Source organism: Pedobacter sp. UYEF25 (assembly GCF_054061655.1).
Genome location: NZ_JBSSEL010000002.1, coordinates 1 through 19552 on the forward strand (window position 1 = coordinate 1; position 19552 = coordinate 19552).

Sequence of the window (19552 nt, forward strand, 5' to 3'; positions counted from 1 at the left end):
GTTGTCCGGTACACTTTAGTCGCAAATACAAACGTAGCTACTTGCTTTCGACAACATCTCTCTTCCTTACGAGGCTTCATCATTGGTTCACTCTCATTCAACTCTTCTACACTTACCTACAGCTATCTCTGTAGCCGTTTTTCTTTATCGCTCAGCACCATTACTTTTCAGCAATCGCACCATAAAGTGGTTTGGTAGCTACTCCTGAAAGTCGCCACCGAGAGGCCTACTCTCATCTCTTTTTAAAGCATCAAACTGCTTCCGCAATCTGTTCAAGACACACACGTTTTGCAAATTTGTGCAGAAATGGCATTGCTTGCAGAACCATTGTCGTACCGTAAGAAATTAAGTAAATAAAGATAAACTAACATAAACCACCGTCAGCCATTTTTGCAAAAATTTGCTGTTATAGGGCGTTTATTTTAAATTTTTTATTGCTTGTTTCACGTCGTTTAATGTTGATTTTTCTTCATTTATTTTTTTTATTGTAAATTCTAATAAAGTCGAAATACTCTTAGCTCTTTCCAAACAAGTTTCTTCAGACAATGCATGCAATCCATCTGAAGTTTGATTGTACAATAACTTGATTGGGTTTTCGCCCAATTGCTTTAAAGAATTCGGTAAATACTGAAAGATATTATCATAAATAACATGAGTTTTTGGGTTGGAGTTGTATTGGTCAAGAAGGTTCTGAATTCCTATTGATTGAGCATCTGGCAATAATTTTATTTCTTCGATTATTTTAATCAATTCTTTTTCAATTACTCTTCTAAAATAGGCAAAAGAACCTATTCCATAATTATTTTTCAAGGCAGTTTTGGCCTCATAGTACCAAATATTCGTTTCTCTATCAAAGTGTTTAGATATTTCTCTATCAATAATAATTTTTACTTCGGGATAACATCCAATTTTTTGTATGAAAATTTTAGTGTCTGGAAAATCGTAATTATTTCTTGGCTCAAAAGAAATATTTTTAATATTGCTTTTGATGTTAGCAATAGGATTATTGCTAAAAACATGCAATAGAAAATTCACATTATGATTATTGCAGGATTTACAGCGACCGATAGCTCTGAAAGTAAAGTCTAATTTTTCATTTACAAAGCATTCATTTGGAATTATGTCACCACGCATTCCACCTAAATGTTTTTTGTTTGGTTCATCTATGTCCAGTTCAAATGTCTTGAAGGCTTCTTCATTTGAGCAATAATAGTTAAAAGTTTCACCAATAAAATCAAAAGGATTGGTATAATGAGAGTTGTCAGAACAATATTCATCATCCAATTGATAAACCTTATACAAGTCGTAATTACTTAAAAAATCCCTCATTTATTTCAGTCGGTTTGTATTAAGGTCGGTCTAAATGCCCTATAACGTTTTGGAAATTTCTGCAGAAATGGCATTACTTGCAGAACCATTGTCGTACCGCACCAAATTAAGTAAATAGCTGATGAATTAACGTGAACCACCGTCAGCCATTTTTGCCAAAATTTGCTGTTAGTAGTTGTTATCTTTTTAACGGTAGTCATATCTAATCATTTGAAAAATAGTATAAATAAGTTTAAAAAGAATATAATACTGATCCTTATGTAATGGTTGCCTTTATATATCCCCCAGGACTTTTGAAAATATAAAAAACAACCAAGGCTTGCTAATAAAAAAATTTGAAGGACAAAAAATGACATACCTTTATAGGAGACACCTATTATAAAAGCCATACAGATAAGACATAAAGAATAAACAACACCTGAAATTAGTGAAAACCATAGATGTTTTTCGAGTTTCGTTGAAAACATCATCCAGCTGAAAAAAAAGTAATAAAATGCTAAAAGGCAACATGTGGCCAGGGCGGGTACAGGAGAGCCATGGTCTATCAAAATCGTGGATATAGCTATCGAACCAAATATAAGTTCTTCAGAACTAAATCTTAGCCTTACTTTCTCTATAATAGATTTGAACATTTGCTATTTAGTCGCTTGGTGATTTGGCATAATTACTACTAACGTTTTGCAAGTTTAAGATGTGCCCGAATTATAGCACTTCTTTCCGCCTTAGCACAAACATAATTAATTTGCAGAAAAGCAAGTGAAAGTACTTCGCCCGGGCATAGATTAAACTTGTTGTTAGCGGTAGTAATTTTAGTTTGTAGGAGTCAATGTCGCCCAAACAACATGGTCGAAGTCGGCAATTTTATAGGTGTCTTTATTCAATTCTGTCTTGGGTAAAAGTACATGAACATGAACTTCATTATTATCTCCAATGTGATGCCCTGCATGTCGTTCCGTTAATACTATTATTTTATAGTCTAAGTTCTTGTATTCGAAATGATTGTCAAGTTCGAGAACAAACATTTTTTGGCTTTCAACTTTTATTGTTTCGGTTATTATTCCTTTTTTTGGGAAGATTGTCTCAAAATTATAGTTCTGATCGAAATAGTTAATTGTCACCCGGTTTCCGATTACCTTCTTATTGGTAGAAAACTCCTCGTCTGGGGATGAATTATCCAAATCAATAGAATTCCGATTATTATTTGTTACCATGTCGTTTTAAGTCATTCGTATTATTACCGCTAACTAGTAAATATGCGCTATACTATAGCGTATATTTTTCATTTAAGTTAACCAAATCTATCATAAGATTTTAACTATTCAAAAATCCAATGGGCTTTTTATCAAACTTTCCTGCCTTGTATTTTCATAGATATAGATCTCGTTCGTTTTCGTACTGCTGTGGCCCAACAATTGTTAAATTTACCTAATGGCTGTTCCAACCCTTCCATAAATCTCAATTGGAGTAAGTTTTTCAGCAGACACAACCTTATTGGTACGCATGCAAAACACTAATACGCTGTGCCGAACCTATGCTCCCCTAAATATTGGCTTGTAGAAATGTTCTGACTGTCTTCAGCGATGAACGCCATCCAGATATGAAAGGATTTTCCGAGCCACGAAGCATCCATGGCCAAAGTTTCCTTACCCATTTTCCATTTGGCACCACTGGTTATGGTTTCTTGATAGGCTGTACCGGGTATATACGCGAGTAACATCACTTGGTCTGAATTTCGCTCCCATACCTCATATCCCTCGGTGTCCCAGCGTACATGAAAACCTTCATCACTCACTAAAACCACCGGGTTGGCAGCCCCCATCAAAGTTCCAGCGCTTACCAACACTTTCGAACAGTCCATTAGCCCATCTTCATCAAAACCGATAGTTAACAAGTAGGATTTGGCCAGGTTGTGCGCAGTCATCTGCCGCTTCTTACTTTCTATGTTAAACCCAATGCGCACAAAATGAAGGATGTGAGTCAAGAACTCCTGTGCCCTGTTAAATTTACTTCTCGACAACTGTTGTTTTACCGATCCCTCTTTGTTTTTTGCGCTCGGCTTCCGTGCGCCCCTAATGCAGGCTTGCCCAAAACGCTCGTAGCCATATACGCTTCCCACTTTACCGCTAAAGGCACCATTGATGCCATTTTTTAAAATCGCCATAATTAGATCTATTTAATAAACTGATTACAAACAAGTTAATTATAAATCGGGACTTTAACAAACCTAAAACGAATGCAATTCGGATGTTAATCGGATCTCAATGTCGTAGTTGCGTCAAATGTCCATCCAACGTCCGTCTTACACCCGATAAATTGCGATCTCAAGGGCGGTTGGAAGCGCAATATTTTAGCCGGTAAATTGAAATGTGGAGACAGCGATCACCTGTTAACACAACCAACACCTGCCAATGTGGAGCATTCAACTCTTCTGCGCTGAACTCGTTTATGTCTTTTTTTTAAACAATAACAGTATTACTACAAATGGAAAACCGAGACATAACAATTTTGAATAGTATTTAAGCGGTAGTCATTTGCTTTAAGATATATAAGGGATGCATCAAGAACTGTCAAAATCGTGGCACAATTCTTACTCCAAATGATGGCGCATAGATAAAAGCTAGTGTTTTTTACCCGTTGTTGAAACAAAATAAATAGCTTTTTATTAACTACTGTTAATAATTTCAGTAATTATTTGTCCTGATAGGCGATTTAAAAACAGCGTTTGCTATCGTACGTTACAAAATCGATGTTTGAAAGAATACTTTTGAAGCCGTTAATCTGATTAGCAATACCTAGACATTGGCTTACTTCATTATAACGGCCGTTTTATCAAAAATTTTCAACTTTTCAAAGTCGAATTTTGGAATCTCAAACCGTACGGTGCTTGGCTTAACAAAAACCTGTACTTTTTTCACAAATGCCGAATGTAACTGGGTCTTGTTAAAAACAAGTTTATGTGTTCCGGAAACAGTAATAATATCTAATAATTCTCGTCGTGCCGCTGTGTAAAAAATCCTAGCACTCGCGTCGAAATGTAAAAAGGCAAATCTTAACAACCATTTGAACAAAGGTGGGTGTTTTAAAAAAGTATATCGGTCTACCTTCCATCTCGAAAATCAAATGCGGTTATACATTGATATCGCGATAATTAAACATTTTATACGAAGCTAAGCGTCTAACATTCTAATAGCCGTATTTATCCGGATAGATATTAAACCGTGGCTAATCACTGCCAGAAACCTTAATTTCGTTAGGTAAGGGTTTTAGCAAAAGATCGAGGCCTGAACCTAAAAACTTCGATTAACTTCCGTTTTTAACACAAAAACTCTTGTTCTTTTTAAGTGCCACCTACGCTCAAAAAGCTTGTTTTGCGCATTACCCCGTTGAAACTCCAATTAAATGGTTGTAATCCTTTTTAATTTAGTAATTTTCCGGCTCAGACAAACGAAAATTTTATTGATTGCTTTAGTTAATCTCTAAAACAAAAGTTAATTACATTAAATCTTCTTATGGAAAATGCCATCATGCTAAAGGCCATTATCGAAAACGCGATAGATGGAATAATTACCATAGATACCGGGGGCACTGTTCTAACTATGAATCCTGCGGCCACGCATCTTTTTGGCTATGAACCACATGAAGTCATTGGTAAGAATATTTCTATGTTGATGCCAGATCCTGATAAATCTGCCCATGATGAATATCTGAAGCGCTATAATCGTACCGGTGTACCACATATTATTGGAATAGGAAGAGAAGTAAGTGGTTTGAGAAAAGACGATTCTGTTTTCCCTTTTCGGCTAGCAATAAGTGAAGTAAATTTAGAAGATCGCAGAATATATGCCGGCTTTGTACATGATCTTAGTGAGCAGAAAATTGCTGAGAAACAGTTAAAAATGTATACCAACCAGCTAGAGCTTTTGGTGGAAGAACGCACTTTAGCATTGAAAATTCTAGTGCAACAATTAAAAGACACAAGCGTTGAAGTGAATCTTTCTTTAGAGAAGGAAAAGGAGCTAAATCAATTAAAAAGCCGTTTCGTTTCCATGGCCTCGCATGAATTTAGAACGCCTTTAAGTGCGATACAACTTTCTGCGTCGTTAATTGAAAAGTATTCGGTTACTTACAACAATCAAAACATTACTAAACATGTTGGGAAAATAAAAAACTCAATTGGCAACCTTACAACTATCTTAAACGATTTTTTATCGATAGAGCGATTAGAAACTGGAATAATAATTCCACAATTCTTCCACTTCGATTTGGTAAAACTGGCTGAAGAAATTACGGAGGAAATGCAACTAGTGGCAAAGCAAAACCAAAACATTATCTACCAACACACAGGCGTAGAAAGCGTTGTTTTTACTGATGCTAATTTACTTAAACATTGCATCGTAAATCTCATTGCAAATGCCATTAAATATTCTGGAGAGAATACTTTCATAGAATTTAACACAGAAATTAGCGCTAAATCCGTTACCATAACGTTAAAAGACAATGGCATTGGCATTCCAAAAACTGAGCAGAAGCATCTATTCGATGCCTTCTTCAGGGCGCACAACACCGGAAGTATTCCCGGAACTGGGTTGGGGTTAAACATTGTTAAACGTTATGTAAAACTGATGAACGGTGAAGTAAAATTTGAGAGTGCAGAAAATAAAGGTGCAACCTTTAGTCTTATATTTAAAAAAGAAGCATGAAAAGCAAGATTTTAATCATCGAAGATCATCAAGACATTAGAGAAAGTACCGCAGAAATTTTAGAGCTCGCGGGCTTTCAAACATTTACCGCGGCTGATGGTCGTAAAGGAGTTGAAGTGGCACAAGAAGAAGTGCCAGACCTAATTATTTGCGACATTATGATGCCTGAATTAGATGGTTATGGCGTGTTATATCTTTTAAATAAAATGCCAAAAACCTCTAATATCCCATTTATTTTTCTTACAGCAAAGGTAGATAGAACTGATATTCGGAAGGGAATGGAAATGGGTGCAGACGATTATCTTACCAAACCTTTTGATGATATTGAACTGTTAAGCGCCATTGAAAGTCGGTTGAAAAAGAAAGATCAACAAAAAACCTTCTATACAAATGGCTTGCAAAAGCTCCAAGATTTTGCGAGTAAAGAGCAAGGTGTCTTAGCTTTAAAAGAGCTTGTGGCGTTAAAGAAAATTAGACTAGTCAAAAAAAAACAGGTTATTTATTACGATGGCGACATTGCCCAAGGTGTTTATCTGGTAATAGAAGGTCAGGTTAAAATAAATAAGATGAGTGAAGATGGGCGGGAATTTTTGACAGGAATTTACCATGGCGATGAATATTTTGGACTGCATGATGCGCTAATCAGCAATGTGCATACCGAAACAGCTACCGCGCTTGAGGACAGTAGAATTTGCCTATTGCCTAAAAATCAAGTTGATGAAATTTTAAGTAAACATCCGGGTTTGGCGATGCAGTTCATCCATTTACTGGCCTCAGGGCTTCAGCATAAAGAGGAGCAATTGGTAGAACTCGCCTATCATTCTGTGCGCAAAAGGTTGGCGAATACATTACTTCGACTGACGGAAATCAATAAAGAGAATCATTTTAAAATTTCTAGAGATGATTTAGCGGCTATGGCCGGTATGGCAACAGAAACGGTCAGTCGGACGTTGAGTGATTTTAAAGATGAAAAGCTTATCGAAAAGAAAGGCAGTGAAATACAGCTGCTTGATGAGGCCAAGCTTAGAAAAATGAAAAATTAAATGAAGCATTAAAGCTATATTTTTTAAAAACGGCATTTCCTTGCAATCAACTTCATCGATCTGCCTTTTGCTGAAGTCTGGTCAAATCTGTCCTGGGAGCTTTCCCTTCAAGTCTGTTTGGCTTAGCCGGCCACTGCATTTTCCAGAAGCTTCCTACCCCCCTTCGTAAAACACTGCAAATTAAAAATCTCAAATGTATCTCTACTCATTTTAAGCTTCTGATCTACTATTGCGCGTTTTTAAAAACAAAAAACTGATGAAGATCATTTTTCCTGCTGACTGCTATTACTAAAAAATTTTCATGCCTTTGATACATTTGTTCGTTCACAAGAAAAAATAACTATCAACAGGGTAGCGCGCAATTTTATGAAAGCGATAGTTTACAGCACTCAATCTTTTGAGAAAGAATTTTTAGCAAAAGCAAATCAAAAGAAGCATGACATTACATTAATTTCCAACCCTTTAAGCATAGCTACTGCAGGTTTTGCCGAGGGTAAAGATGCCGTGATCGTGTTTACCAACGATGAGGTTTCTGCCCCGGTAATAGAAAAGTTGAAGCGCTATTCGGTTCGCTATATCTCCACCCGCTCTGTAGGTACAGATCATATAGATAAAATTGCTGCCGACGCAGCGGGGATAAAGGTGGCAAATATTCCAGCCTATTCTCCAGAGAGCATCGCAGAACATGCCGTTAGCCTAATGTTAGCGCTAAACCGAAACATTGTCCAAGCTGCCTTAAATACCAAAACCTTCGATTTTAGATTAGACGGATTATTGGGTTTTACACTTCGGGGTAAAACTGTTGGCTTGGTTGGCTTAGGAAACGTTGCACTGGCGTTGGCTTCAATTTTGAAAGGATTTGGTTCTAAGCTTATTGCATGCGATCCTTTTAACAAGCAGTTTCCTGTAGGTATTAAGGAAGTAGGTTTAGCGGAGCTTTATAGAGAAGCAGATATCATTTCGCTACATGTGCCTTTAACAGAAAAGACTAAATACATGATCAACACCAAAACTTTAAACTCTATAAAAAATACTGCTATGCTTATAAATACGGCTCGTGGGGCGCTAGTTGATACAACTGCGTTGATTCACTCCCTTGAAAACAAGACTTTGGGCTATTATGGCGCCGATGTTTTTGAATGCGAAAAGGGGTTATTTTTTGAAGATCACCGAACGGATAAAGTGAAGGATCCATTATTGACTCGTTTGCTCGCTCAGCCAAACGTTCTGATCACGCCACATCAGGGTTTTCTTACCGAAGAGGCTTTACATGAAATTGCCCTGGAAACAATTAAAAATCTGGACAAATGGCAAGCCGCGGACTTACAGATCAACGGAAAAAAAATTAAAGTAGAAATCTAGCAACGCTTTTGATATGATGGATATCCACTCACTTATCGAAAAATATTCTGGTCCGGTTCCACGTTACACCAGCTATCCAACTGTTCCATATTGGGATGACAAAAATTTCTCTAAAGAACGATGGATAGAATCTGTAAAGACTTCTTTTTTACAAAGCAACCAAAAAACCGGTATTAGCTTATACATTCACTTGCCTTTTTGTGATCAGTTGTGCACCTATTGTGGCTGTAACACTAGAATTACGGTAAATCATAAGGTAGAAAAACCATATATAAATGCTGTCGCCAAAGAGTGGAGCCTGTATAAATCATTCTTGCCGGAAGCACCTATCATAAAAGAAATTCATTTAGGTGGAGGCACTCCCACTTTTTTTAGTCCGCAGCATTTAGAGGATTTGATTGTTGGTATCCTTGATGGCTGTAAAACAGATAAAGATGCAGCATTTAGTTTCGAAGCCCATCCGGCAAACACTACGAAGGAGCACCTAGTTACCCTTTTTAAACTTGGCTTTAAAAGACTTAGCTTAGGCATTCAAGACTTTGATCCAGAGGTACAACGCGTGATAAATAGGTGGCAAACCGTCGAGCAGGTTAAAGAGGTAACAAAAGATGCCCGCTCAGTGGGTTATCATTCCATTAATTACGATCTAATTTATGGATTGCCTCGACAAACAAAAGATGGTCTTATAAATACGATACAGGAAGTAATTAAACTTCGTCCAGATCGCATTGCTTATTATGGGTATGCACATGTTCCTTGGGTAAAACCGGGACAAAGAATGTTTACAGAAGCCGACTTGCCAAATATAGGCGCTCGGCAGTTGCTTTACGATACAGGTAGACAAATGCTCACTGAGGGAGGTTATGTAGAAATTGGCATGGATCATTTTGCTTTAAAGACTGATAGCCTTTACATTGCATCTCAAAATGGTAAACTCCATAGAAACTTTATGGGTTATACAGATCATTTTACGCAATTAACGATTGGCTTAGGGGTTTCTTCTATTAGCGACACTTGGTATGCATTCGGTCAAAATGTTAAAAAAGTAGAAGAATACCAACAATTGATTGATGCGGGCGAAATCCCTGTTTTTAAAGGTCATTTTTTAACAGAAGAAGACCTAGTCCTGAAAAACCACATTCTAGCGCTCATGTGCTCAGGGAAAACTACATTTGACGAATTTGACCTTTGTTTTGAGGCATTTAAAGATGCTCTTGAAAGATTAAAAGATTTAGAAGCCGACGAATTAGTAATTAGAAAAGACCTAGAAATTATAGTTACCAATAAAGGTAAGCGATTTTTGAGAAATATCTGTTTGGCATTTGACGCCCGTTATTGGTGCAAACAAATGGTGCAAAAAACATTCAGTACGGGTGACTAAAATTCAGTCTAACCGTAAATTGGCATATTAAAAATCGAGCGCTACCAGAAAATAGCTTAGGTCTAGTTGATATGTTCATTTGAAGGAGGTGATAATTGATAAATTTTTCCTTTTTCACCGGCCATTAAAATCAAGGCACCAGTTTTAGCTTTTTTTACCGCATTAAAGCTTTTTTCTGAAATATTTTCCCAGTTTTTGCCCCCATCATAGGACAGGTCTACTCCTGACGTTCCTACCGCAATCAGTATGTTTTTATTGATATAAACAACCCCAGACCTAAATCCCTTGACCGACGATATGGGGGCAGACCAAGTTTTACCTCCGTCAGAAGTAAGGACAGCTGCTTTGGTGCTGTCCTGGTCCTTCACATAATTCCCACCGACAGCAACGCCAGTGTTTTCGTCGTAAAAATCGATAGAAAACGGTCCTGTTGTACTCTCGCCTTGCAAAATCGGACACACAAACACGTTCCAGGTTAATCCATAGTTATTTGTCCGATAAATGTTAGCAACTGTACCGCCTGTCGCTACAAAAGCAATTCCATTGTCAAGTGTTTTAATTGTTGTTCCGCTAGCTGCAAAACCAGCTTCACCCGTTGCTAGATTTTCTACTAATTGATTTGAAATATTTTGCCAGCTTTTTCCTCCGTTGGCTGTAGTAAGCAACTGCATTTTATGTGCTATAGGGTCGCCGAAAATAATTCCCCTTGATCTATTCCAAAATCCCAAACCATCTAAAAAAATAGCAGAGTCGGTATTTCTATAATTTTCTCTCCATGTTTTTCCGCCGTTATTGGTGGTTAGCACATAGGCCGGCGACCCTGCGCTCACTATAACAGCTTCATTCGAATTGAAAGCCTCTATGTCTCTGAAATCTATTTTTTCGTAACCTTTTACTTTTGTCCATGTCCAAGACGCCCCTCCATCTACCGTATTTCCTACAAAACCATTGCTCCCGCTTACCCAGGCAACGCTGTCGTTTACTACAGAAAGCCCTCTTAAACTGGTTGAGGTGTTTTCCGTAAGCGACTTAAGCACATAGTTTTGTGCAAATCCAAAGGATGGAAGCAGGAATAAATAAATAAATATTTTTTTCATTAATCTGTTTTATGGGCAGTGTTGAAATCAACTGTAGAAAGCTGTGTGAAATTCGAAACACCACAATATAAGGATTTACCAGATATTTATCTCCAACAAATGTTAAAGACAGTTTAGTCTTAATGAACAGCGACAAAAACAGTTATTGGTAAAAGGCCTAATTTAGACCTAATTGTTGTGCGATTCAAAACGCCCTTTTATTTCTGTAATGTCGATGCGAAAAACCACCACATTACTTCTTTTTTCCTCGGCTATTCCATGAGACGGCTCTTGGCTTGGTTTATAAGTAAGTGGCATAATTTTATGAATAATTCCCTGCATGGCCTGTTGTCTTTCTTCCCCTTCTAATTCTTTGAACACCCCTCGGATAATCACACTTTTCCAGGTAAAGGTGTCCAAAATATCGTCAACCAGAAAACAAACATTTGGGTTTTCCCGCATCATATTTATCTTCTTTCCATGACCAGAATGGGCATAAATTGCATCGTTGCTAAATACAAAATTAATAGGAACAACATACGTTTCGTCTTCATTGCTACATCCAAGCCTACCGTAAACCCGCCTATTTAAAAAGTCGATTATTTCCCTTTTACTAAGATCTCCAAGCATAATTTATAGTGTTTAGTGATAAAAAAACGTTAGTTCAACCTAATGTTTTCTAGAACAATAATCGCAAAAAGAATGGTCAATATTAGTGACATAGGTCACAATTTTATTTGAGTTAACGACTTGCTCACCCGAAATTTAACAGGGCTAAACTTTAACTAGAAATAAGAAAAACTAAAATAACTTAGGAAACTTACCTGGCTTAAACTGATGCATCATATCATACACGGTCTCAAAGATATCTTCTACAGAAGGCTTAGAAAAATAATCTCCGTCTGAGCCAAAAGGCGGTCTATGCGCTTTGGCTGTTAAGGTTCTCGGTTTGGCATCTAGCGAATAATACCCGTCCTGATTTTCTAAAATATTTTGTAAAATATAGGCGGAAGCTCCGCCTGGCACGTCTTCATCCAACACAAGCAATTTATTGGTTTTAGCGATCGAAGTTGCGCAAATCTTTGTTTTATCAAACGGAAGTAAGGTTTGAAGATCTATAATTTCTACAGAAATATTGAATCCGGTGAGTTCTTCTGCGGCCTCTTGAGCCAACCGTAGGCAAGAGCCATAAGACACAATGGTTACATCTGCGCCTTCTTCAAGCACTTCGGCAATTCCCAAGGGAACAGTAAATTCACCTACATTTGCTGGAAGGTTTTCTTTTAACCGATAACCATTCAAACACTCTATAACGAGAGCAGGTTCGTCCGTTCTAAACAATGTATTGTACATACCTGCTGCTTGTGTCATATTTCTAGGCACGCAAAGATGCATTCCTCTTAACGAACCTAGAAGCATACTTATTGGGGAACCGGAATGCCAAATACCCTCTAACCGATGTCCACGAGTTCTAATAATAACAGGTGCTTTCTGCTTTCCATTTGTTCTGTATGAAAGTGTTGAAAGATCGTCGCTCAGCACATTCAAAGCAAAGATTACATAATCCAAATATTGGATTTCGGCAATCGGCTTCAAGCCTCGCATCGCCAAGCCAATGCCTTGGCCCACAATTGTCATTTCTCGTATTCCAGTATCTGTAATCCTAAGTTCGCCAAATTTCTCCTGTAAACCGGCAAACCCCTGATTTACATCCCCAATTTGTCCCAAATCTTCACCGAAGGCGACCAAACGATTATCGCGACTAAAGTTTGCATCGAAGCAGGCGTTTAACACTTCGCGGCCATCAATCATTTTTGATTGGTTGTTATATTCGGCAGGAATTATCGCCAAGTTTTCGGGACTTTCGATTCCGATAGTGTGTAATTTATCTTCGTAACGTTTAGAAATGTAGGACGATTTCTCTTGATACCAACTTAATAAATCTTTACGGGCGGAAGAATCTCTATTTACGGAAAAGTGAATGGCTTTTCTGACCAGTTGATAAATTTCTCTGCGCTGCGCATCGGTAAGCGAGCTCAATTGGTTTGCAAGCGAAGCAACTGAAGGCGTATCCACTGCTACAGCAGAAATTAATGCTAATGCTCGTTCCTGTTCGGGCTTTATGGCACCCAAAAAATCACTCCACGCTTCCATTTGTTGACTGCGAACAAAAATTTTTGCCGCTTCTTCCACCGTTCTAAGTTCGTCTTCCGTGGATATGGCTGAGCTCAGCATCCATTCTCGCATTTTAAAAATACAATCGTGTTCTTTTTCCCACGACAATCTTTTTTTGGATTTATACCGCTCGTGCGAACCAGAGGTAGAGTGTCCCTGCGGCTGCGTCAGTTCTGTAACATGTATCATTACAGGCACATGTTGCGTTCTGCAAACCGTTATCGCCTCCTCATAGACTTCGCAAAGTGCCGGATAGTCCCACCCCTTCACTTTAAAAATTTCGTAACCGGCATTTAATTTGTCACGCTGGAAACCTTTCAATACTTCAGAAATATCTTCTTTAGTGGTTTGATACTTTGCCGGAACAGAAATTCCATAATTATCATCCCAGATAGAAATAGCCATTGGAATTTGTAGTACTCCGGCCGCATTTATAGCTTCAAAAAATACCCCCTCAGAAGTACTTGCGTTTCCAATAGTGCCGAATGCAACTTCATTCCCACCAACTGAGAAATTATTTTCTACTGCAAAATCTTTATTGTTTCGATAAAGTTTTGACGCATAGGCCAAACCTACAAGTCGAGCCATCTGACCTCCGGTTGGAGAAATATCTGAAGAGCAATTTTTAATCTTGGTTAAATCCTTCCAAGTACCATCTTTATTTATAGATGTGGTTGCAAAGTGTGCATTCATTTGTCTACCGCCGGAAAAAGGATCGGCGTTGTCGGTTTGATCCGCGTACAATTGGGCGAAAAACTGCTTTATGGTAGAAATACCAGTAGCAAATGCAAACGTTTGATCTCTATAATAACCCGAACGCCAATCGCCAGCTTTAAATGCTTTAGCCATTGCCAACTGCGGAACCTCTTTTCCATCGCCGAAAATACCGAATTTGGCTTTTCCTGTCAGTACTTCTCTCCTACCCAAAATACTAGCCTGCCTACTTTCAAACGCAATCTTATAATCTGCTAAAACAATGGTTCTAAAGTCATCGAAGCTAAGTTCTGGTGTCGGCGCGGGCGTATTCTTCAGGTTCGGTTCTTGCATATAAAATTTGGCTGTGATTATGGCAAATATAATGAATTTTAATGTTTTGCTTTTGCCACTTAAGGTAAAATTAGTCTAACAAAAAGAAAATATTAATGGAATGGTTCTTGTTTAAAGTATTTTAAAACTAAATTTGTTTCAGTCAATTTATAAACCAATAACACATTTAAGATGAAAAAGATTATAGTTGCCTTGACATTCTTTGTAAGTTTTTCAATTGCTGCGCATGCCCAAACAGAAGATAAAGCGCCGAAATTTAAATTTGAATCAGAAACACATAATTTTGGTCAGATTTTAGCCAACAAACCAGTTACCTATGATTTTAAGTATGTGAATGTTGGCGAGAGCCCATTAATCATCACAAAAGCAGAAGCAAGTTGCGGTTGCACAGTTCCGAAATATACAACCACTCCCATAAAAAAAGGAGAAACTGGTGTAATTTCGGTCACTTATAGCGCGGCAGGTGCACCTTCTTCTTTTTCTAAAACAATTACTATTTCTTCAAATTCTTCTACGCCGGTTCGGGTTTTGTATATTAAAGGCGAAACAGTTAAGGAGTTAACAAAAGAAGTAACCAAGTAGTTGATTTAACGTTTTTTTATATAAAGTCGCGATATACATCGGGACTTTTTTTATTTTTGAGCTATGCCAAAAATTTCAGAAAAAGGCCTGCACATGCCCGCATCGCCTATTAGAAAATTGACACCTTTTGCAGATAAAGCCAAAGATAGAGGTCTGCAAGTTTATCATCTAAACATCGGGCAGCCGGATATTGCAACCCCAAAAGGGATGCTGGATGCTGTAAAAAACATAGACTTTGACGTATGGGCATATACGCCTTCGGAAGGAACCCTCACGTACCGGAAAAAGCTTACAGAATACTACAATAAACTGGGCTACGACATTACGCCTGAAGATATTTTGGTTACTGTTGGTGGCTCAGAAGCAATAACCATCGCCATGCAAACCTGTGTAAATGAGGGCGATGAAATTATTATTCCTGAACCCTTTTACGCTAACTATAATGGTTTTGCCTGTATGAGCAATGTGGTGATAAAGCCAATCCTATCTTATATTGAAAATGGTTTCGCCCTGCCACCGATCTCGGCGTTTGAAGCACTAATTACTGATAAAACAAAAGCGATAATTATCTGTAACCCAAATAATCCAACTGGATATTTGTACGATGAAGCGGAACTGAACGCCCTAAAAGAGCTTTGTTTAAAATATGATCTTTTCCTTTTTTCAGACGAAGCTTATAGAGAATTTTGTTACGATGGCAGAACCTTTATATCTCCTATGCACTTAAAAGGATTGGATCAAAATGTGGTTATAATGGATACGGTATCTAAAAGGTACAGCGCATGCGGCGCACGCTTAGGATGTTTGATCACCAAAAATAAGGAAGTGATTGCCTCAGCATTAAAGTTTGCCCAAGCAAGGTTAAGTCCGGGAATGGTAGAACAGATTGCTGGAACTGCCGCAGTTGACACACCAGATGCTTATTTTGAAAAAGTAAATAAAGAGTATACATTACGCAGAAATACTTTGGTAAAACGCCTGAATGCTATGGAAGGTGTATTTTGCCCAAATCCGGGTGGGGCATTTTATGTTGTTGCTAAGTTTCCGATAGATGACGCTGATAAATTTTGTCAGTGGATGCTGGAAGATTTCAACCACGATGGTAAAACGGTAATGATGGCTCCTGCCACGGGGTTCTACTCTACAATTGGATCTGGTAAAAATGAAGTGCGAATGGCCTATGTACTAAATACCAGTCAGTTAAATGAGGCGATGGATTGTTTGGAAATTGCATTGTCAAAATATCCCGGAAAAACATAGGCAAAGTGCTTGATCGCGAATGTTGATGTATTTTATTTGTATATTTGCGTTTCACAGAATCTTAAAAAAGATTCAAACATGGGGCCGTTCTTGGATTTGACAGGGTGGCGAAAATTACGTTAGCATGCAGTGCGTTGTACGGAGAGCACTTAAAAGAGAACGTTCACAACAATAATTGGCGAGAATAACTACGCCTTAGCAGCCTAATTTAGAATTAGATTGCTTTTGTCCCTCTAATTGCTGCATTGTTAGGTTAGAATTTGGGGCATCGAAATAACAAAGCTGGTTTTGTAAAGCTGCGGTGCAAAATGAGATAAAGTAGTTAAGGTTATAAACAAGGTCGGTTTTCAGCCGGTTTATAACTCGAAAATAAATTGAAAAATAAGCATGTAGAGGATTTAGTTTATCTCACAACTGGACAAGGGTTCGACTCCCTTCGGCTCCACAAATTTCTTAAGCCTGCAAATAAACTATTTGCAGGCTTAATTTATTTTAAGAACTCCACAAACCTAAAATGATATTTAATTTAAAGCGTATAAATACGTTTATAAATCCGTTAAAGCCGTGATTAACATTAATTTAACGACAACTCAAACATTATGCCGTTCTTAAATGCTTCCATATAAATCTTAATCTAAATTACATGGAACATTTAAAAATTGCGAGCGACAATTATGTTGCTTTTACGTTCTTCGTCGGAACGATGGCTATGATGGCAGCATCAGTCTTTTTTCTTTTCGAGGTAAATAATACCACTCAAAAATGGAGAACGTCGGTACTTGTATCAGGTTTAATTACTTTTATTGCGGCGGTTCACTACTATTATATGAGGGGATATAACTTAGAAACAGGCGATTCCCCAACTTTTTTCCGCTACGTTGACTGGATTTTAACAGTGCCATTGATGTGCGTGGAATTTTATCTAATAACCAAAAAGGCAGGTGCAAAGGTCAGTTTACTGTGGAAGTTGATTTTCGCTTCACTAGTGATGTTGGTGACAGGATATATTGGCGAAACACTGGACAGAGATCATAGCGTTTTATGGGGCGTAATATCTGGTGCTGCTTATTTTTACATCGCTTATTTAATATGGTTTGGCGAAGTAGCAAAATTGGCAAATACTGCAGGCGCGCAGGTTGCAAAAGCAACTAGAGTGCTCGCTTGGTTTGTGCTTGTTGGCTGGGCAATTTATCCACTAGGATACATTCTCGGAACTCCAGGAGGATTATTTGGCCTTCAGTTAGTCAGCGATCCCAAAGCTGCAAGCCATGCGATGGATGTGGTTTACAACATCGCTGATGCCATAAATAAAATAGGTTTCGGTTTAGTAATTTATGTGTTAAGTAGATCTTCAGAAGATTAGTTGTAATTTGCAACACAAAGGGATGGTATTCTATAATCTACCATCCCTTTTTTTTGATTGCTTTCGCATAACGAATAACAGATGGAAACTTCGGAATTAGATAAACCTACTTTAAAGTTCGATTTTCTATTTATAGGATTAGGCGCTGCAAACTGTTTGTTAATTTTAAGACTTAATGATCACAATCTTTTAAAAGGAAAAACGATTGCAATTATAGAGCCTGATACCAAATCTACCAACGATAGAACTTTTTGTTTTTGGGCCACCGAAGATGAGCTTGCTAAACTAAACCTAGCAAACCTCATTAGTTATAGTTGGAATTGTATTGAAATTAATGGCATAACTAAACAACGAATTGATCCACTTCATTATTTTCACATCAAAGGAATTGATCTCTACAACGAAACAAAGAAGCAGCTTGGTTTTAACGAAGTTAAATTTTTTAGGTCCTTTCTGATAGAAAAGCCAATACTAAAATCAACTTATCATGAGGTTAAGTTAGATAATGAAACGATTTATGCACAGTCGGTGTTTGACAGTCGGCCACCATTCTTTTTAAAACCAACTAAAATTCAAAGTCATTTATACCAGTCTTTTTACGGTTGGAAAATTAAAACTGTTAATCAAATATTTGATACGTCAACGATGGTGATGATGGATTTTAACATCCCTCAAAGCAATTTCACTCAATTTATTTATATTCTTCCCTTTACGGGCAATACCGCACTTATAGAATTAACTAGATTTGGGGGTGAAAAACTATTAAAAGAGGATGCGCATTTAATACTTGCTGATTATGTGAAAAAATTGGGTGTTCCTTTTGAAGTGTTAGATTTCGAACAAGGGGTAATACCAATGTCTAGCGCCAAATTGGTTTCAGAGGATTTCGGCAACACTTGGATAAACATGGGTGTCAGATCGGGCGTTCTTAAATGCTCTACAGGGTATGCTTTTCATTCCATGGCAGAAGATGCGTCGGCGCTGGCCGACGCTATCAAAAAAAAGCAACTGCCGAGCAGAAAATCTCGAAAACAAAGATTTGCACTTTACGACCTTTTATTGCTCAACATCTTAAATGAAAGGCCACAATATGGAAAACTAATTTTTGAAACCCTGTTTAAAAAAATACCTGTTCCGAGCGTTTTAAGCTTTTTAAGAGAAAAAACAAGTATTGTGGAAGAAATATCCATTTTCTCAAAATTGCCTATCGGAATTTTTATTTTGACCGCATTAAAATATTTTCTACATCAAATAAATAGTCTGCCTGTTCTAGCGTTTCCTTTTATACTAACAATCTTTACAATTGTTCTTTCGCATTATAATTTGGCCTATATTTCTTGGGGAATTTTAGCTGTTGGCTTTTTATCCATTGGACTTTCACACGGGGCGCTCGATTACCTCACCGAGAGTAGCATTGTAAATAAGAAACAACTTCTCTATTTTGTAATAAGCTATTTATTCAAAAGCATTCTGCTAGCCATCGTTTGGTTATTTCTTCCAGACGTAGCTTTAATTATTTTTATTGGATATTCTGCATGGCATTTCGGACAAGCAGACTTTAAGGAATGGACTTTAAAACAAGGATTGCCAACTTTTTTATGGGGTTTGGTTCTTCTAATGACATTATTCTTTTTTCATTTTAAAGAATTAAATTTGATTTTAACACAAATTCCGAACCTAAGCTTGCCAACTTTTCTACAAAAAATTCCACAATCTGACGTTAAACTTATCCAAATAGCTGTAGTTACCGGCGGATTACTTTTAGCAATGCTCAAAAAATCTAGTTATATAATATATACCTTGACTTATATTTTACTTTGTAGTTTTCTTCCCCTACTTGCAGCCTTTGGAATTTATTTTATCGGTCAACATAGCATTCATGGCTGGCGTCACCTTTCTAAAGGTCTAAATGAAACCTCGTTTAAATTATGGGTAAAATCACTTCCATTTAGTGCCGGGGGCGCACTCATTATTTTATATTTTATATTTTTTTCAGGTCCTAATTATGTAGGAATGTTTTTTATCATTTTATCGTGTCTAAGTATTCCCCATGTTTTTAGCATGCACAGATTTTATTTGAAGTTTAATCATAGAAAGCATGTTAAGATCTCATCTGATAAAGCAAACGGTCTAATTTCATGAGACAATTTGGCAAATCCTCATAAAAAACCAAATGAATTATGACCACTCAAACAAATGCCAAACCTCGATTTTGATCCTGATGTTATGAAAGG

At 37.4% G+C, this 19552-nt stretch carries 15 protein-coding genes and 1 other RNA gene; 10 read left to right on the plus strand and 6 right to left on the minus strand.

Annotated features, from left to right (window positions below; all coding sequences use genetic code 11):
- Positions 1–198: hypothetical protein (locus tag ACVWYG_RS02025; RefSeq protein WP_457268461.1), on the plus strand; the 198-nt coding region annotated here is incomplete at its 5' end.
- 219 nt (positions 199–417) lie between these two features.
- Here the strand turns inward: ACVWYG_RS02025 and ACVWYG_RS02030 are convergent.
- From ACVWYG_RS02030 to ACVWYG_RS02040, 3 genes are all read right to left on the minus strand, one after another.
- Entirely contained in the window at positions 418–1329 is a 912-nt protein-coding gene (locus ACVWYG_RS02030; RefSeq protein WP_457268462.1) for a hypothetical protein, read from the minus strand.
- A gap of 809 nt (positions 1330–2138) precedes the next feature.
- Entirely contained in the window at positions 2139–2540 is a 402-nt protein-coding gene (locus tag ACVWYG_RS02035; protein ID WP_457268463.1) for a hypothetical protein, read from the minus strand.
- A gap of 299 nt (positions 2541–2839) precedes the next feature.
- Positions 2840–3490, minus strand: a complete 651-nt coding sequence (locus ACVWYG_RS02040; RefSeq protein WP_457268464.1) for a DUF6266 family protein — start codon at positions 3488–3490, stop codon at positions 2840–2842.
- 1348 nt (positions 3491–4838) lie between these two features.
- Between ACVWYG_RS02040 and ACVWYG_RS02045 the strand changes: the two genes are divergently transcribed.
- The 4 genes from ACVWYG_RS02045 (at position 4839) to hemN (ending at position 9815) form a co-directional block, all read left to right on the plus strand.
- Entirely contained in the window at positions 4839–6029 is a 1191-nt protein-coding gene (locus ACVWYG_RS02045) for a PAS domain-containing sensor histidine kinase (RefSeq protein WP_457268465.1), read from the plus strand.
- Positions 6026–7072, plus strand: a complete 1047-nt coding sequence (locus ACVWYG_RS02050) for a response regulator (protein ID WP_457268466.1) — start codon at positions 6026–6028, stop codon at positions 7070–7072. Before ACVWYG_RS02045 ends, ACVWYG_RS02050 begins: the two co-directional genes overlap by 4 nt.
- 366 nt (positions 7073–7438) lie before the next feature.
- Entirely contained in the window at positions 7439–8434 is a 996-nt protein-coding gene (locus ACVWYG_RS02055; RefSeq protein WP_457268467.1) for a 2-hydroxyacid dehydrogenase, read from the plus strand.
- A 16-nt stretch (positions 8435–8450) separates the two neighbouring features.
- Positions 8451–9815: an oxygen-independent coproporphyrinogen III oxidase gene (gene hemN, locus ACVWYG_RS02060; protein WP_457268824.1), complete on the plus strand. Its 1365-nt coding sequence runs from the start codon at positions 8451–8453 to the stop codon at positions 9813–9815.
- A 62-nt stretch (positions 9816–9877) separates the two neighbouring features.
- Here the strand turns inward: hemN and ACVWYG_RS02065 are convergent, their stop codons facing one another.
- From ACVWYG_RS02065 to ACVWYG_RS02075, 3 genes are all read right to left on the minus strand, one after another.
- A complete protein-coding gene (locus ACVWYG_RS02065; protein ID WP_457268468.1) occupies positions 9878–10912 on the minus strand; it encodes a WD40/YVTN/BNR-like repeat-containing protein in 1035 nt (344 codons plus the stop codon).
- Positions 10913–11080: 168 nt separating this feature from the next.
- A complete protein-coding gene (locus ACVWYG_RS02070; protein WP_457268469.1) occupies positions 11081–11521 on the minus strand; it encodes a pyridoxamine 5'-phosphate oxidase family protein in 441 nt (146 codons plus the stop codon).
- A 171-nt stretch (positions 11522–11692) separates the two neighbouring features.
- Positions 11693–14113, minus strand: coding sequence for an alpha-ketoacid dehydrogenase subunit alpha/beta (locus ACVWYG_RS02075; protein WP_457268470.1), 2421 nt, complete (start codon positions 14111–14113; stop codon positions 11693–11695).
- Between the two features lie 171 nt (positions 14114–14284).
- On the opposite strand from ACVWYG_RS02075, the gene ACVWYG_RS02080 reads away from it, so the two are divergent.
- The 5 genes from ACVWYG_RS02080 to ACVWYG_RS02100 all read left to right on the plus strand — a co-directional run bounded on the left by ACVWYG_RS02080 (position 14285) and on the right by ACVWYG_RS02100 (position 19460).
- Complete coding sequence (locus ACVWYG_RS02080; RefSeq protein ID WP_457268471.1) at positions 14285–14695, plus strand: DUF1573 domain-containing protein; 411 nt, start codon at positions 14285–14287, stop codon at positions 14693–14695.
- A gap of 63 nt (positions 14696–14758) precedes the next feature.
- Entirely contained in the window at positions 14759–15955 is a 1197-nt protein-coding gene (locus ACVWYG_RS02085; RefSeq protein ID WP_457268472.1) for a pyridoxal phosphate-dependent aminotransferase, read from the plus strand.
- A gap of 80 nt (positions 15956–16035) precedes the next feature.
- Positions 16036–16403, plus strand: a transfer-messenger RNA (tmRNA) gene (gene ssrA, locus ACVWYG_RS02090).
- Between the two features lie 195 nt (positions 16404–16598).
- A complete protein-coding gene (locus ACVWYG_RS02095) occupies positions 16599–17318 on the plus strand; it encodes a bacteriorhodopsin-like (RefSeq protein ID WP_457268473.1) in 720 nt (239 codons plus the stop codon).
- Between the two features lie 81 nt (positions 17319–17399).
- Positions 17400–19460 carry a beta-carotene 15,15'-dioxygenase, Brp/Blh family gene (locus tag ACVWYG_RS02100; RefSeq protein WP_457268474.1) on the plus strand — a complete coding sequence of 687 codons (2061 nt, stop codon included), beginning with the start codon at positions 17400–17402 and terminating at the stop codon, positions 19458–19460.
- The last annotated feature ends 92 nt before the right edge of the window (positions 19461–19552 follow it).